A 14,659-nucleotide genomic window follows, 5' to 3' on the forward strand; every position below is an offset into this window, starting at 1 on the left:
ACGCTCACCGCCCAGGTCCCACCCCGACCACTCCACCCCGCCGACCCCGAAGGAACCGAGAGACCCATGAGCCCCACGTACACGGCCGGTTCACTGGTGAACGCCCGCGGCCGGGAATGGGTGGTGCTCCCCGAGAGCGCCTCCGGCATGCTGGTGCTGCGCCCGCTGGGCGGCGGCGAGGACGACGTCGCGGCGGTCTTTCCCGCCTTCGAGGAGGTGCGGCCCGCCCAGTTCGCGGCGCCGAGCCCGTCCGACCTGGGTGACCAGCGGGCGGCCGGCCTGCTGCGGACCGCGCTGCGGATCGGTTTCCGTTCCGGGGCCGGGCCCTTCCGCGCGCTGGCGTCGATCGCCGTGGAGCCGCGCGCCTACCAGCTGGTGCCGCTGCTCATGGCGCTGCGGCAGCGCACCGTACGGCTGCTGATCTCGGACGACGTCGGCATCGGCAAGACCGTCGAGGCCGGCCTGATCGTCAAGGAGCTCCTCGCGCAGGGCGAGGCGAGCCGCCTCGCGGTGCTCTGCTCCCCCTCGCTCGCCGAGCAGTGGCAGGGGGAGCTGCGGGAAAAGTTCGGTATCGACGCTGAGCTGGTCCTCGCCTCCACCGTGTCGCGTCTGGAGCGCGGCCTGGAACTGGGGCAGTCGCTCTTCGACCGGCACCCCTTCACGATCATCTCGACGGACTTCATCAAGTCGACCCGCCACCGCGAGGACTTCGTACGGAACTGTCCGGACCTGGTGGTGGTGGACGAGGCGCACACCTGCGTCGCGGCCGACGACGCGCAGGGCCCGGCCTCCTCCTCGGCCACCAGTCAGCTCCGCTACGAACTGCTTCGCCGCGTCGCGGCCGACGAGGACCGGCATCTGCTGCTGCTCACGGCCACCCCGCACTCGGGCAAGGAGTCCGCGTTCCGCAATCTGCTCGGTCTCGTCCGGCCGGACCTGGCCACGGTCGATCTGGAGAGCCCGGCGGGCCGTGCCCGTCTCGCCGAGCACTTCGTCGCCCGTAAGCGGGCCGACGTGCGCCAGTACCTCACCAAGGAGGACGGTCTCGCCGACGACTCCCTCGTCGAGCGGACCGCGTTCCCCTCCGACCGGTGGACCAAGGACGAGCCGTACAAGCTGACCCCCGCCTACCGGGCGCTGCTCGACGACGCCATCGCCTACGCCGCGGACCGGGTGGAGACCGCCGGTCGCCAGGGCAAGCGGGAGGCCCGGATCGCCTGGTGGTCGGTGATCGCGCTGCTCCGGTCGATGGTGTCCTCGCCCGCCGCCGCGGCCCGCACCCTGGAGACCCGCTCCGAGTCCGCCGCCGCCCGGACCGCCGTCGAGGCGGACGCCCTCGGTGCGCCGCTGACCCGTGACTCCTCGGACAGTGACCGGCTGGAGGGCATGGACGTCGCGCCGGGCGCGGCGGAGAGCGAGCAGGGCGACCCGCGGCTTCGTGAACTCGCCGCGCGTGCGGCCGAGTTGTACGGCCCCGCATCGGACGCCAAGCTAAAAGCGCTGACCGCCCATCTCAAGTCGCTGATCGCGGACGGCTACAGCCCGATCGTCTTCTGCCGCTACATCCCCACCGCCGAGTACCTGGCGACGCACCTGGAGAAGAAGCTGGGGACGAAGACGCGGATCGCCGCCGTCACCGGCACGCTCTCCCCGCAGCAGCGTCTGGAGCGCATCGAGAAGCTGGCCGCCGAGGACGCCGACGACCCGGCTGTCCGTCGGGTCCTGATCGCCACCGACTGCCTCTCCGAGGGCGTCAACCTCCAGCATGCCTTCGACGCGGTGATCCACTACGACCTGGCGTGGAACCCGACCCGGCACGACCAGCGGGAAGGCCGCGTCGACCGGTACGGGCAGAAGCGCGACCAGGTCCGCGTGATCACCATGTTCGGCGAGGACAACGGCATCGACGGCAAGGTCCTCGAAGTCCTCTTCGCCAAACACCGGCAGATCAAGAAGGACCTCGGCATCTCGGTCTCCGTCCCGGACGAGACGGCCTCGGGCGTCACCGACGCGGTGGTCGAGTGGCTGCTCCTGCACGGCAGGCAGGGCACCCAGGAGAGCCTCTTCGAGTTCGACGGGCATCAGGAGTCGTTCGACCGGATGGAACGGGAGTGGAACTCGGCCGCCGAGCGCGAGCGGACCTCCCGTTCCAAGTACGCGCAGCGCGCGATCCACCCGGAGGAGGTGGCCCGCGAGGTGACCGCCGTACGGGCCGCGCTCGGCGGCTCCGAGGAGGTCCGCGACTTCGTGCTGGAGGCGCTGCGCGACCTTGACGCTCAGGTCCGTGACCCCCGCGACGGCTCCGGCGACTTCGCCGCGCAGGTCGGCGGTACGCCGGCCGGCGTGCGCGACGGTCTCGCGGCGGTGCTCGGGGGGCGGATCGTGGAGGAGGACCGGGAGATCCCGTTCCGCACCTCTCCGGCGATCGGGCGCGGCGAGGCGGCCCTGGTCCGCACCGACCCGGCGGTCGGCGCGCTCGCCTCGTACGTTCTCGACTCGGCCCTCGACGCGAACACTCCGGGCCCGCGCCCGGCCCGCCGCTGCGGCGTCGTCACCACGGACGCGGTCACCATCCGCACCACCCTGCTCCTGGTCCGCTACCGCTTCCACCTGACGCTGCCGTCCCGTACCGGGGTGCGGCAGATCGTCGCCGAGGACGCCCGGCTGCTCGCCTTCGAGGGCCTGCCGTCCCGGGCCCGCTGGCTCGACGACGACGCGGCAGCGGCGCTCCTCGGGGCACGGGCCGCCACGAACACCCACGAGCAGCTGGCCCGCAACCAGATCACCCGCACCCTGGACGGACTCCCCGAACTGTCCGGCCACATCACCGAGTACGGTGTCGCCCTCGCCGCCGACCTCAACGCCTCGCACCGCCGGGTACGGAAGGCCGACACCAGCGACCGTGCAGAGATCGTCCGCGGTCTGAAGGTCGTCCCGCAGGAGCCCGCCGACGTACTCGGTGTGTACGTGTATCTGCCGCAGCAGCCCGCCGCCGTATCCGCCCCTGCTACCTCTTCCGCCTCTACCGTGACCGGAGCCGAAGCCTGATGTCCGCCGCCACCCGCACCGCACCGGTCTTCACCGCCGTCACCACCGTCGGCGGGCTGCTCCCCGGCGACATGCTCGTCCGCATCGCCGAGGCACGGAACCTGCCGGGCACCAAGTCCGCGGACTACGGGCTGCCGGGCTCGGTCACCGTCCGCGACGAGGCCGAGCGCGCCTGGGAGTACCTCAAGCCGCTCTGGCGCGAACTGCGCGCCGCGCTGCCCGCCGACCCGAAGACCGGCGCGCCCGCCGCCGACCCGACCGGCCGGGCCTCCTCCGACTGGCTCTCCCAGCTCTTCCGCAAGCTCGACTTCGGGGCGCTGACGGAGGTCGGCCCGGAGGGCATCCCCGCCGACTCCGATACGGAGACCCGATTCCGTCTCTCGCACCGGCACGGGCCCGCGCTGCTCCACCTGATCCCCTGGAACCAGGAACCGGACAAGCGGCCGGCGGCCGGGCAGGTGCCGCCGCAGTCCCTCGTCCAGGACTGCCTCAACCGGACCGAGGCCCATCTGTGGGCGGTCCTCACCAACGGTCGAACACTGCGGCTGCTTCGCGACTCGTCGTCTTTCGCGACGGCCGCGTACGTCGAGTTCGACCTGGAGGCGATCTTCGACGGTGAACTGTTCAGCGAGTTCGTGCTGTTGTACTGCGTGCTGCACGCGTCGCGGTTCGAGGTGGCGGAGGGGGCGGCGCCGTCCGAGTGCTGGTTGGAGAAGTGGCGGACCGAAGCCGTCACCTCCGGCGCCCGCGCCCTGGACCAGCTGCGGCTCGGTGTCCAGCAGGCACTGACCGTGCTCGGTACGGGGTTCCTGCGGCATCCGGACAACGGCCGGCTGCGCGAAGACACCGACCCGAAGGCGCTGCAGGCGGCGCTCCTCCGGCTCGTCTACCGGCTCCTCTTCGTCTTCGTCGCCGAGGACCGGGACGCGCTGCTCGACCCGGCGGCGGATGAGGCCGCCAAGAACGCGTACGCCCGGTACTTCTCCTCGGACCGGCTGCGCAGGCGGGCCCGGCGGCGCCAGGGCACTGCGCACGGTGACCAGTACGAGGCGCTGCGCCTGGTCCTCGACGCGCTCGGCACCGAGGGCGGTCGGCCCGAGCTGGGCCTGCCCGGCCTCGGCGGGCTCTTCTCGCGTACGGAGGCGGACGCGCCGCTTACCGGACTGAAGCTGTCCAACGAGTCGCTGCTCAAGGCCGTCGGGTATCTGGCTCAGGTCCATGACCCGGGGGCGCGGCGGTGGCGGGCCGTCGACTACCGGCACCTGGACGCGGAGGAGCTCGGCTCGGTGTACGAGTCGCTGCTCGAACTGGAGCCGAAGCACTCGGCGGCGGACCGGTCGTTCGAGCTGGTCGAAGTGGCGGGCAACAGCCGTAAGACGACGGGCAGTTACTACACCCCGTCGTCGCTGATCGAGTGCCTGCTCGACACCACCCTCGACCCGGTGATCGACGACGCGGTCAAGCGCGGCGAGCAGCGGGCCTCGGCCGGCGGGCGTCCCGATCCGGCGGACGACATCGTCGCGGAGCTGCTGGGCCTGACAGTGTGCGACCCGGCGTGCGGTTCCGGACACTTCCTGGTCGCCTCGGCGCGACGGATCGCCAAGCGGGTCGCGGCGGTGCGCGAGCACAACCCGGAGCCGACGGTGGACGCGGTGCGGCACGCGCTGCGGGAGGTGGTGGCGCGGTGCATCTACGGTGTCGACCTCAACCCCATGGCGGTAGAGCTGGCGAAGGTGTCGCTGTGGCTGGAGGCGATGGAGCCGGGGAAGGCGCTCGGGTTCCTGGCCGCGCATGTGCGGTACGGCAACGCACTCCTCGGCACGACGCCGTCGCTCCTCGCGGGTGGGGTGCCCGACGAGGCGTTCGACGCGATCGCGGGCGACGACAAGAAGTACGCGGCCGCCCTCAAGAAGCGCAACAAGGCCCAACGCGGCGGCCAGGGCGACCTGTTCGCCGAGTCCGAGGTCACGGTCCCGAGCAACGCGCGGCTCGCGGCTCAGCTCAGCCGCATCACCAACGCTCCGTCCGACTACCTCACTGAGGTCAACGCCCAGGAGGCGGCGTACAAGGCGTACGTATGCTCCGCCGCGTACACGCGCGACCGTGAGACGGCGGACGCGTGGTGTGCCGCCTTCGTCTGGCCGAAGCAGCCGGGCGCGCCGGAGGCGCCGACGCACGACGTCGTACGGGGCCTGCTCGCCGGGGACACGGCGGGGGTGAACGACGCGACGCTGACGGAGGTGCTCGCGCTGAGCGAGCGGTACCGGTTCTTCCACTGGCATCTGGAGTTCCCGGAGGTGTTCGCCGTCCCCGAGTCGGGGGCGGGCGTCGATCCAGCGACGGGGTGGGCCGGTGGGTTCGACGCGGTGGTGGGGAATCCGCCGTGGGAGCGCGTCAAGCTTGCCGAGCAGGAGTTCTTCGCACATCGGTCGCTGGAGATTGCACAGGCATCAAATGCAGCGGCCCGCAAGACGCTAATCGCACAGCTCAAGGGCGATACCGCAAATGGCGGTCAAGATCTATATGCGGAGTTCGAGCTCGCCAAGCGGCGCGCGGAAGGAGAGAGTCGCTTTCTCCGCAACAGCGCACGTAATCCCCTCACAGGACGTGGCGACATCAACACCTATGCGGTGTTTGCAGAGTGCAGCCGAACATTGACCGGGCCTCGCGGACGCACTGGCGTCGTCGTTCCGACTGGAATTGCCACCGACGCCACAACGCAGTATTTCTTCAAGGACCTGGTGTCGGCGGGGTCGCTGGCGGCGCTGTTCGACTTCGAGAACGCGCAGCCGCTCTTCCCCGGCGTGCACCGCTCGTTCAAGTTCTGTGTGCTGTCCCTGGCAGGCCGCTCACTGCGTGAACCAGCCGCCCGATTCGCCTTCTTCGCCCACGACCCGGCGGAGCTGGAGGCCCCCAACAGGGTCTTCGCCCTCACCCCCGAGGAGATCACCCTCCTCAACCCCAACACCGGTACCTGCCCGGTCTTCCGCTCCCGCCGCGACGCCGAGATCACCCTCGGTATCTACCGCCGGGTGCCGGTCCTTCTCAAGGAGTCGGACAAGGTGAACGGCAATCCGTGGGGCGTGTCGTTCATGACCATGTTCCACATGTCCAACGACTCCCACCTCTTCCGCCCCTCCGCCGCCAACGGCGAGACGCTTGAGTCGATGCTGGCCGATGGGTGGCGAATCGATGGAAACGTACTCGTGCGCGGGGAAGAACGACTGTTGCCAATGTACGAGGCGAAGATGCTCCACCACTTCGACCACCGCTGGGCGACGTACGCAGACGAGGAGAACACCCGCGACCTCGCGCTCATCGAGAAGCAGGACCCGACCACCGTGGTGCTGCCCCGCTACTGGGCGCCCGAACAGGACGTCACGAGCGGAAAGTTCGACAAGCATGGACAGGAAGTCAAGGCTTCTGGTGTACAAAGCCGGTTAGCGGCCAAAGGCTGGGGGCGGGAATGGCTGCTGGGGTGGCGTGATATCTGCCGACCCAACGACGAGCGCACAATGATCAACTTCGCCTTCCCTTTGGCTTCGGTGCCGAACACCACTTTCCTCATGTTCCCCACTCAGGGGACACCCGCGAGCCTTCTGGCATGCCTGTCATCGTTCGTCTTCGACTTTGCGACGCGGCAGAAGTCCGGCAGCACGCACCTCAACTACTTCACTACATTCCAACTCCCGGCGGCCGCCCCAGAACAGCTCGCACCTCATACCACGTTCCTACTGCCCCGTCTCCTCGAACTCACCTACACCGCACACGATATGGCCCCCTTCGCCCGCGACCTCGGCGATACCGGCGCCCCCTTCCACTGGGACGACTCCCGCCGCACCATCATCCGCGCCGAACTCGACGCCCTCTTCTTCCACCTCTACGGCATCACGCGTGACAACGTGTCGTACATCCTCGACACCTTCCCCATCGTGAAGCGCAAGGACGAAGCGGCCCACGGCACCTACCGCACCAAGGACCTGATCCTCGCCGAGTACGACCGCATGGCCGCCGCCGGCCTTACCCTGGAGACCTCGCTCGACGAGAGCGACTCCGGCACGTACCGGTCCACGCTCAACCCGCCCCCAGGGCAGGGACCGCGCCACCCGGCCCGCCAGGACGACTGACGCCCTGACAACGCGAGGGGCGCCGCCCGCTACCCAGCGGACGGCGCCCCTCGACGTATCAGCGCTCCGACGCGAACCGTACGAACTGACCCCACCCGTCGCGACCGACAGCGAAGGCCGGACGAGCCAAATCCTTGGAATCCCTTACATGGACGGCCTGTTCGGCGATTGCGATCTCGACACAGTCGTCACCCTGACTGCCGCTGTAGCTGGACTTGAACCAGAACAGTTCCGCCGTACCGCTCGTCATCGCTCTCCTCGCAGTCTCTCCAAGAGGGCCCTGGTTTCCTGTGGATTGAGGGCCTGCGAGCGCAGTGTGTCATAGCGCTGGTGGAGGAGGCTCACCTCATTCGCGTCGGAGATGAGTCGGCCGCTCTGCTGCCCTTCGGCGTATCCGACCCGCCGCCGCTCCGGCGTCTCCAGCAGTCGCACCGGCCCATCCAGGCACGCGTGCAGCGCCGAGTCCAAGGGAACCACCTGCAACGTCACGTTGCGTCGGGACGTCAGCTCCAGCACGTGATCGAGCATTCCCCACATAGCTTCCGCATCCCCGAACCGCCGCCGGAAAACATGCTCTTCGACGATGAAGCTGAATAACGTCGTCGGCCGCTCCACCAGCATCCGCTGCCGTTCCGCCCGCGCCGCCAGCAGCGCCTCAAGCCGCTCGTCCGTCACCACCGGAATCGTGCCCTCGAACACCGCCCGCGCATACGCCTCCGACTGCAACAACCCCGGCACTAGCCTGCACTCATAGGTACACAGACTCACCGCCGTCCGCTCCAACCGCGCCCACTCCCGGAACCAAGCCGCCAACCCCACCTCGCCCCGCGACAGGTACGGCGCCGCCCTACGCAACGCCCCCGTGTTCCCCGTCGCCTCCTCCCCGCGCTCCACAAACAACTCGTCCGGCATCCGCCGCCCCAGCTCCACCGACTCCACGGTGTGCTTCGAGAACCGCACCCGCTCCCCGAACTCCACCCGGCTCAGCCCCGCATGCTCGCGCAGCGCCTGTACGACCGCCCCGAACGTCCGCAGACTGTCCAACGGATGCGGTTCCCGCTCTCCCTCCGAGAACGCACCGGCCCCTTCTCCGACGTTGGCCATCCGCCGCCTCTTCCTCCCGCACGATCACACGCACCCACAGTGACGGCTTACGCCCCGTACCGTCCACCCTGCGTGCCCGTACGGTGGCCTCCCGTACGGGCCTCCCCTCTCGCCGCCCCACCCCCGCGCGGGCCACGCTGACCCCATGAACCGCACCGCACCCCAACTCACCCCTTCCACCCGGACGTTCAGGCAGCAGTTGTCCTCCACCCGTCGCGGCGCACGTCTCGCCCGACTCCTCGCCGTCATCGAACTCCACGCCTGGGGCCTTCCTCCGGACGTCACGGAACGTGCCGAACTCGTCGTCGCCGAACTCGCCGCCAACGCCGTCCTGCACGGCCGTGTCCCCGGCCGCAACTTCGAACTCGCCCTGACCTGCACACAGTCGCCACTTCCCGGCCGCCTCCTGATCGAGGTCTCCGACGCCCGCGGCGACCGCCTCCCCCGAACGGCCGGCGAGAACCCCGACCTCTCCACCGGCGGCCGGGGCCTGACCCTCGTCACCCTCCTCGCCGACCACTGCGAGACCGTCCCACGCCCACCGGGCGGCAAGACCGTACGAGCGGAACTGGCCACTCCGTCCGGTATCTGACGGTCCGTTGACCGAGCCAACAGGCGCCACATAGGGTCAACCGCGCACCACGTGCACATGGGGGACCCGCTTGAACACCACCGACGCCACGCGCATGCTCCGTCAGGCCGAACTCGATTACGGCACGGGTAATTTCGCGCGCACGCTCAACCTGCTGGACCGGATCTCCACAGACCGTCCCGGCCTCCCCGTGGACGACCGCGCCTCCTACGACGCACTGCGCGCCCTGCTCGCCGAACGCGCGGGCAACTGGCCCGAGGCGGTCCACCGCTGGCTCGCGGTGTTCGGCGGCACCCCGCCCACGAGCGGCGAGGACCAGCCCTGCGACCTCGGCTGCGGCTGCGACGTCCGCACCGTACTCGACGCCCCGGACGCCACGTCCGGCAAGACGCCTTGCCGATGCTGCCCGGCACACGCGCTGTGGCGACTGGTGTGGCAGGCGGCCCGCCAGGGCGCGATCGGCGAGGCCCTCGACGCCGTCCCCGACCCGTCCGGGAACCGCCGCACCGCCCTGGTGCACGCGCTCGCGGTCGGCACGCTGAGGTCGCTCACCCAGAGCGAGAAGGTCGATCCGGCTCACGCGGTCTTCGCCATCGCCGTCTGGCACCTGCTGCTCGACGACGAGGACCCGCTCGGCTTCGAGAACCTGGTGACCGCCCGGCGCGGCACCCCCCTCGGCGCCAAGGACTGGCAGTCCGCGTGCGACACGCTGACGAACCGGATCCGTACGGCGTTCCGGTCCGTCGACGAACGCGACGGCCATGACGTCCTCGACGGCTGGGACACCGTCTGGAACGTCGAGGCGTACGAGTACAGCGGCGAGCTCGTCCGGGGCGAACGCGCCTATCTGCGGATGGAGGAGTGCTTCGGCAGCTGCGGAGACGGCTTCGACTGCCGGTGCCCGGTCGACACCTGGCAGCCGCCCACACGCGGCACCACTCCCCCGTGCCTGGGGCTGCTGCTCGGCGGCCGGCCCTGGGACGGCTCACCCGTCACCGTGGACAAGGCCGCCGAGCAGTTGGAGGTTTTCGGCGAACACCGCGCACTCCTCACCGCGTACACCCGCCGTCACGGCGAACCTGCCACCTGGCAGGCGGGGTCCGACACCCACAAGGCCTGTGCACCACTCCTCGCCAAGGCCCTGGCCGCCAGGGCACACGAGCAGTTCGAGAAGGGCGCGTGGCAGGACACTCTCGCCGACCTCACCTCGGCCGCCCGCCTCGGCTACGTCATCGACCATGGGCTGCACAAGATGGTCCGCAAAGCCGGACTCAGCGCGGGCCAGGACGGCAACGGCTACCAGCAGGCCACGCTCGTCCAGCGCACCCACTGGCTGGAGTCCGCGCACGCACTCGCTCCCGATGACGGCCCCCTGGCCGAGGAGCTGGCAGCCGCCCTGGTCCGGCGCGGCACGGAGGCACTGCGGAGGAACGACAGAGATCAGGGCCGGGCGCGCTTCCAGCGGGCGCTGTATGTACATCCTGGCGATCCCGCGGCACAGGAGGCGCTGGACGTACTGGAACTCGCCGATGTCGCCGCCGTCGTCACGGGGACCAGGCCGGGCAGGCAGCCCGGCCTGCAACGGGTCGGGGAACTTCTGCACCGCGGGTTCCGTGCGGAGAACCCGGCCGAGGATCTGCACAAGGTGTACTCCTGGTACTGCGACCGGATAATTGAACGGACCGCGCGGAAGGCGCTCGACGGGAAGAAGAGCGAGGCCCGTCGGGTCCTGCGGCAACTGCGGAAGGGCCGCCCCTCCGAGGACGAGTGGGGAGAACAGGTCGACGACGGTGACATCGCCCGCCTCCTGCACGACACGGCCGTCCGGCAGCTCGGAGCACGGTCCGGCGACTACACCCAGCAGGTGCCCCTGCTGCTCTCCGCCGCCGCGTCCTTCGCACAGCTCACCGGGGCGGAGGCGGAGTGGCAGGCACTGGAGATCGTCGTGCCGTTCGCCGGGGAACTGGTCGACACCGGACGCTGGTCCGAACTGATCGACCTCCAGGTCAGACTGCTGATCACGCCGGGCCGCTCCGCGGCGTACGACCAGCTTCTTGCCGTCGCATACCACCGGCGCGCCCGCGACCGCCGTGCCGAAGGCGACCGCGCCGGTGCCGTACGCGACGAACGCGCCGCGTCCGCGCTGGGGTTGGAGACCGGCCGGCAGACCTCCCTCCCGCTCGAACCGATGATGTTCCCCGGCCTCTTCGACTCACCTGGAACACCGGACCCGGACGACCCGCCGTACATCCAGGAGACCCTGTGACCGCGCACCCCCGCACACCGATGCCCTCCTTCGGCCCCACCGTGTTCGAGCTCCTCCCGCATGCCCGGCCGGGCATCGGCCAGGGGGACCTCGCGAAGGCGGCGGGCGTGGCGGTCTCCCGGGCCCGCCGCGCACGGGACACGGACCGCGAGCGCGCCCTGAAGGCCGCCCACGACGCGGCCCGCACCCCGGGCGACGCCCTCGTCAGCGAACTGCTCACTCCTCCCCTCCCGGCGTCCGCCGCTCCGAAAGGTCCCGCATCCAAGTGACCACTCCCCCGCCCGGCACCGACGAGCTGCGCAAACTGCGCGTTCGCGTCGCGGCCCTCTCCCGCAAACGTGAAGAGGCCGTGGCCCAACTGACCGACCTCCTCACCGCGTTGCTGCCACTCGACGATCTCCTCGCCGACACGGCGCACCGGTCCGAGCAGTTCGCCCGCTCCGGAGCAGGCCGTACCGGACAGCTCGCAGCCGCCGTGCAACAGCAGACGGACGCCGCCCACCGGATGCTCCGGGCCGAACTCGCCCGCCACGGCGTGCATCCGATGGACCTCATCGGGAAGATCCCCGACCCGGTGGAGGCACGGGCGACGGGCGTCGAACCGCATCCGACCGCCCCCGAGGGAACCGTCCTGCGGGAGACCGTCACCGGCTTCCGCTACGGGACCGACTGCCTGCGCCGTGCCGATGTTGTCCTCGCCGTACCCGGGCCCGCGCCCGCCACCGAACAGGCGGCATCCGCCGGGCCCTCCGACGGCGGGACCACGCGGGAGCGCCGGAACCAGCCGCGCCGCACCAGCCGCGCCCGGCGCCGGCAGCCGCTGCCTCACAAGCCTTCCAAGCGCCGCCGCTGAACCCGCTCCACACCGCCCGCTCCCGTCCCTGCCACCCGAAGGCCACGTCATGCCGTACCGCACACTCGGAATCGATCTCGGCACCACCAACTCCGTCACCGTCTGGATGGACGGCGGCGTTCCGGTGGTCCTCCCCAACCGCCACGACGAGCAGGCCACGGTGTCCGCCGTCGGTACAGGCGCCGACGGATCCCTCCTGGTGGGCAGCGAGGCGCTCGGCGTGCGCGACCACCTGCCCGGCTCCGTGATCACCGAGGTGAAGCGGCTGATCGGCCGCCGCCACGCCGACGCCGACGTACAGCGGCTGCTCGAAGAGCGGCCCGCGGACGCACCGCCGGTACGGGAGTCCCCGGACGGCGGGGTCGAGATCCAGCTCGGCGCCCACTGGCTGACGCCCGTACAGATCTCGGCGATCCTGCTGCGACGGCTGCGCACGGACGCCGAGAACACCGCCGGCGAACCCTTCCCGCGAGCCGTGATTACCGTCCCGGCGTACTTCACAGAACCGCAGTACGCGGCGGTGCGGGAAGCCGGGGAGCTTGCGGGCTTCACCGTCGCACGGATCCTGCCCGAACCGACCGCGGCGGCCCACGCCTTCGGGGTGGAGCGCCTCGTCGAGGATGACGACGACATGTGCTCGGTGCTCGTGTACGACCTCGGCGGCGGTACCTTCGACGTGTCCCTGCTGGTCATCGGGTCGGGGTACTTCCAGGTGTACAAGCTCGGCGGGGACAAGTCGCTCGGCGGGGCCGACTTCGACTCCGCGCTGTGCCGGATGCTCACCGACAAGCGACTCGGCGGCCGTGACCTCTCCGGGACCGGCGACGCGGCACGCATCCGCGCCGCCGCCGAACGCACCAAGATCGAACTCTCGGATGTCACCGCAGCGGAGATCATCCTCGCGCCGCTCGGAAAGAACGGCGGCTCCTGGACGGGAAAGGTCACCCGCGACGACTTCGAGGAGCTGATCGGCGCAGAGATCGACCGCACCCTGGAGCTCACCCGCGGCGTGTTGCGCGACGCGTCCAGGACGACCGAGGACATCGACAAGGTGCTGCTCGTCGGCGGCTCGACCCGTATCCCGCTGGTCCGCCGCCGTCTGGCCGAACTGTTCGGCGAGGGGAAGGTGCACAGCGGAATCGACCCCATGTCCGCCGTCGCGCTGGGCGCCGGCATCGAGGCCGGGCTCGCGTCCGCTCTCGCCTGCCCCTCCGAGCCGTGCCTGACCACCGGAATCCCGCTCACCGAGAGCGCCTGCCCCGACTGCGGCACTTCTCTGCTCGGCATGGCGACGGTCGACTGTCCGGGCTGTCATGTGCCCGCCGCCGAGGGGACCACGAGCTGTCCGGTCTGTGCCGTCAGCCTCTCCGGGCTGCGGGCGGCCGCCCCCGTCGCATCCCGCGCCGCGTGCCCCCACTGCGGCTGCCCGGAGAACTCCACCTCGGCCACCGTGTGCCAGGACTGCGACCAGCCGCTGGACGCCGGTGGCCTGAAGTGCCCCCAGTGTCAAATGGTCAACGCCGCCGGCTTGACGGCGTGTTCGGCTTGTGACGCGCTGTTCCAGACCGACCAGCCGGAGCAGGTCACCGCCCAGAACCTGGGACTGGCACTCGACGACGGCACCGTCGCGGTCCTCTTCACCGCCGGAACGACGTACCCGACCGACTGGCAGAACATCGAGAACCTTCAGATCCGGCCGGACGGCGCTCCCGCCCTGACCTTCCGGATCGTCGAAGGACCGCACGAGAAGTCCCATGCCCGCAACGAGTTCTGCGGGGAGCACACGCATGTCTTCGACAGGGGCACTGACAGCGTCGAGCGGCTCACACTCCGGGTACAACTGGACGAGAACCGCACCGTGAACCTCGCCTACCGCATCGGCGACGGCGAGGAGCTGGGCGCGCGGCTGCGGCGCAGCGCCGTCGCCGACGGCATCGGCCGCGACGCCTCTCGACTGCTCGACGAGATCCGTACCCATGTCGCCCATTTCGGCGACGAGGTGACGGCGGCGGAGCACAGCGTCTTCGCCGAACTGACAGAGCAGCTCACCGCGATCGTGCGCGGTGAACCCCTCGGCCGGTCCCTTGACGGATTCCTCGACGAGGCTCGCGACACGGTGGAGACGTGCCGGGACGCCCGCGGCTGGTCGGCCAACGCGTCCGTCGCCGCGCGCCGGGGCCGGGAGCTGGGCCTCGGCGCGCCGGCCGAAGAGCTAGCCGACGCCCGGCGCGCCCTGGACGCGGCACGCGAGCGGCTGGATCTGCCCGCGATGCGGGCAGCGACGGAGCACGCCCGCAGCCTGTTGCGGCAGCTCGACACGACCACCTGGCAGTCCATGCTCGCCGCCCACGACGCCGAGCTCGGCCGCTTCCCGGAGTCCGTACGCCGTCCCGTCCTGACCGCCTGGGACGACCTGCGCGCCGCGGCCTCTCGCGGGGACTACGCCGCCCAGGACGCGCTGCACATGAAGCTGAACGAGCTCGCCGGTCACTCGCAGGCGCCTGCCCTGGCGGCGCGCAAGCAGCGGGACAGCGCCCAGGTGTTCCCCGAGCGCCGGTAGCCGAACGGGCGTGGTGAGCGTCCAGCACACCGAACGTACCGATTGACACCGTCAACACGTAGGCTGGAACGCACTTCGTGCCACCCGAACCACCCGCGTCCCGGAAGGT

General features: G+C 70.5%; 9 protein-coding genes. 7 read left to right on the forward strand and 2 right to left on the reverse strand.

The window, feature by feature from the left end:
- Nucleotides 1–66: 66 nt before the first annotated feature.
- Both QOM21_RS09715 and QOM21_RS09720 read left to right on the forward strand, forming a co-directional pair.
- Entirely contained in the window at nucleotides 67–3,048 is a 2,982-nt protein-coding gene (locus QOM21_RS09715; protein ID WP_407549364.1) for a DEAD/DEAH box helicase, read from the forward strand.
- Nucleotides 3,048–7,175: an Eco57I restriction-modification methylase domain-containing protein gene (locus tag QOM21_RS09720; RefSeq protein ID WP_407549366.1), complete on the forward strand. Its 4,128-nt coding sequence runs from the start codon at nucleotides 3,048–3,050 to the stop codon at nucleotides 7,173–7,175. The genes QOM21_RS09715 and QOM21_RS09720 overlap by 1 nt, the downstream gene beginning before the upstream one ends.
- Nucleotides 7,176–7,233: 58 nt before the next feature.
- On the opposite strand, the gene QOM21_RS09725 is transcribed toward QOM21_RS09720, so the two are convergent.
- On the reverse strand, nucleotides 7,234–7,425 hold the full coding sequence (locus QOM21_RS09725) for a DUF397 domain-containing protein (protein WP_407549367.1): 192 nt from the start codon (nucleotides 7,423–7,425) through the stop codon (nucleotides 7,234–7,236).
- Nucleotides 7,422–8,279: a Scr1 family TA system antitoxin-like transcriptional regulator gene (locus tag QOM21_RS09730; protein ID WP_407549369.1), complete on the reverse strand. Its 858-nt coding sequence runs from the start codon at nucleotides 8,277–8,279 to the stop codon at nucleotides 7,422–7,424. Before QOM21_RS09730 ends, QOM21_RS09725 begins: the two co-directional genes overlap by 4 nt.
- 145 nt (nucleotides 8,280–8,424) lie before the next feature.
- On the opposite strand from QOM21_RS09730, the gene QOM21_RS09735 reads away from it, so the two are divergent.
- From QOM21_RS09735 to QOM21_RS09755, 5 genes are all read left to right on the forward strand, one after another.
- Entirely contained in the window at nucleotides 8,425–8,871 is a 447-nt protein-coding gene (locus tag QOM21_RS09735; protein WP_407549371.1) for an ATP-binding protein, read from the forward strand.
- Nucleotides 8,872–8,941: 70 nt separating this feature from the next.
- Nucleotides 8,942–11,137 (forward strand): hypothetical protein, encoded by a 2,196-nt coding sequence (locus QOM21_RS09740; RefSeq protein ID WP_407549373.1) that lies wholly within the window; start codon nucleotides 8,942–8,944, stop codon nucleotides 11,135–11,137.
- Nucleotides 11,134–11,406 (forward strand): hypothetical protein, encoded by a 273-nt coding sequence (locus tag QOM21_RS09745; RefSeq protein WP_407549374.1) that lies wholly within the window; start codon nucleotides 11,134–11,136, stop codon nucleotides 11,404–11,406. The genes QOM21_RS09740 and QOM21_RS09745 overlap by 4 nt, the downstream gene beginning before the upstream one ends.
- On the forward strand, nucleotides 11,403–11,990 hold the full coding sequence (gene grpE / locus QOM21_RS09750; RefSeq protein ID WP_407549376.1) for a nucleotide exchange factor GrpE: 588 nt from the start codon (nucleotides 11,403–11,405) through the stop codon (nucleotides 11,988–11,990). Before QOM21_RS09745 ends, grpE begins: the two co-directional genes overlap by 4 nt.
- Nucleotides 11,991–12,039: 49 nt before the next feature.
- On the forward strand, nucleotides 12,040–14,550 hold the full coding sequence (locus QOM21_RS09755; protein ID WP_407549378.1) for an Hsp70 family protein: 2,511 nt from the start codon (nucleotides 12,040–12,042) through the stop codon (nucleotides 14,548–14,550).
- Nucleotides 14,551–14,659 lie beyond the last annotated feature (109 nt).

This window comes from Streptomyces sp. Pv4-95 (assembly GCF_045782725.1).
GTDB lineage: Bacteria > Actinomycetota > Actinomycetes > Streptomycetales > Streptomycetaceae > Streptomyces.

What these genes read in the sequence shown, in the direction of transcription:
- QOM21_RS09725 (WP_407549367.1), bottom strand. Translation starts at nt 7,425, where the DNA reads ATGACGAGCGGTACGGCGGAACTGTTCTGGTTCAAGTCCAGCTACAGC.
- QOM21_RS09715 (WP_407549364.1), top strand. Translation starts at nt 67, where the DNA reads ATGAGCCCCACGTACACGGCCGGTTCACTGGTGAACGCCCGCGGCCGG.
- QOM21_RS09730 (WP_407549369.1), bottom strand. Translation starts at nt 8,279, where the DNA reads ATGGCCAACGTCGGAGAAGGGGCCGGTGCGTTCTCGGAGGGAGAGCGG.
- QOM21_RS09755 (WP_407549378.1), top strand. Translation starts at nt 12,040, where the DNA reads ATGCCGTACCGCACACTCGGAATCGATCTCGGCACCACCAACTCCGTC.
- QOM21_RS09735 (WP_407549371.1), top strand. Translation starts at nt 8,425, where the DNA reads ATGAACCGCACCGCACCCCAACTCACCCCTTCCACCCGGACGTTCAGG.
- QOM21_RS09720 (WP_407549366.1), top strand. Translation starts at nt 3,048, where the DNA reads ATGTCCGCCGCCACCCGCACCGCACCGGTCTTCACCGCCGTCACCACC.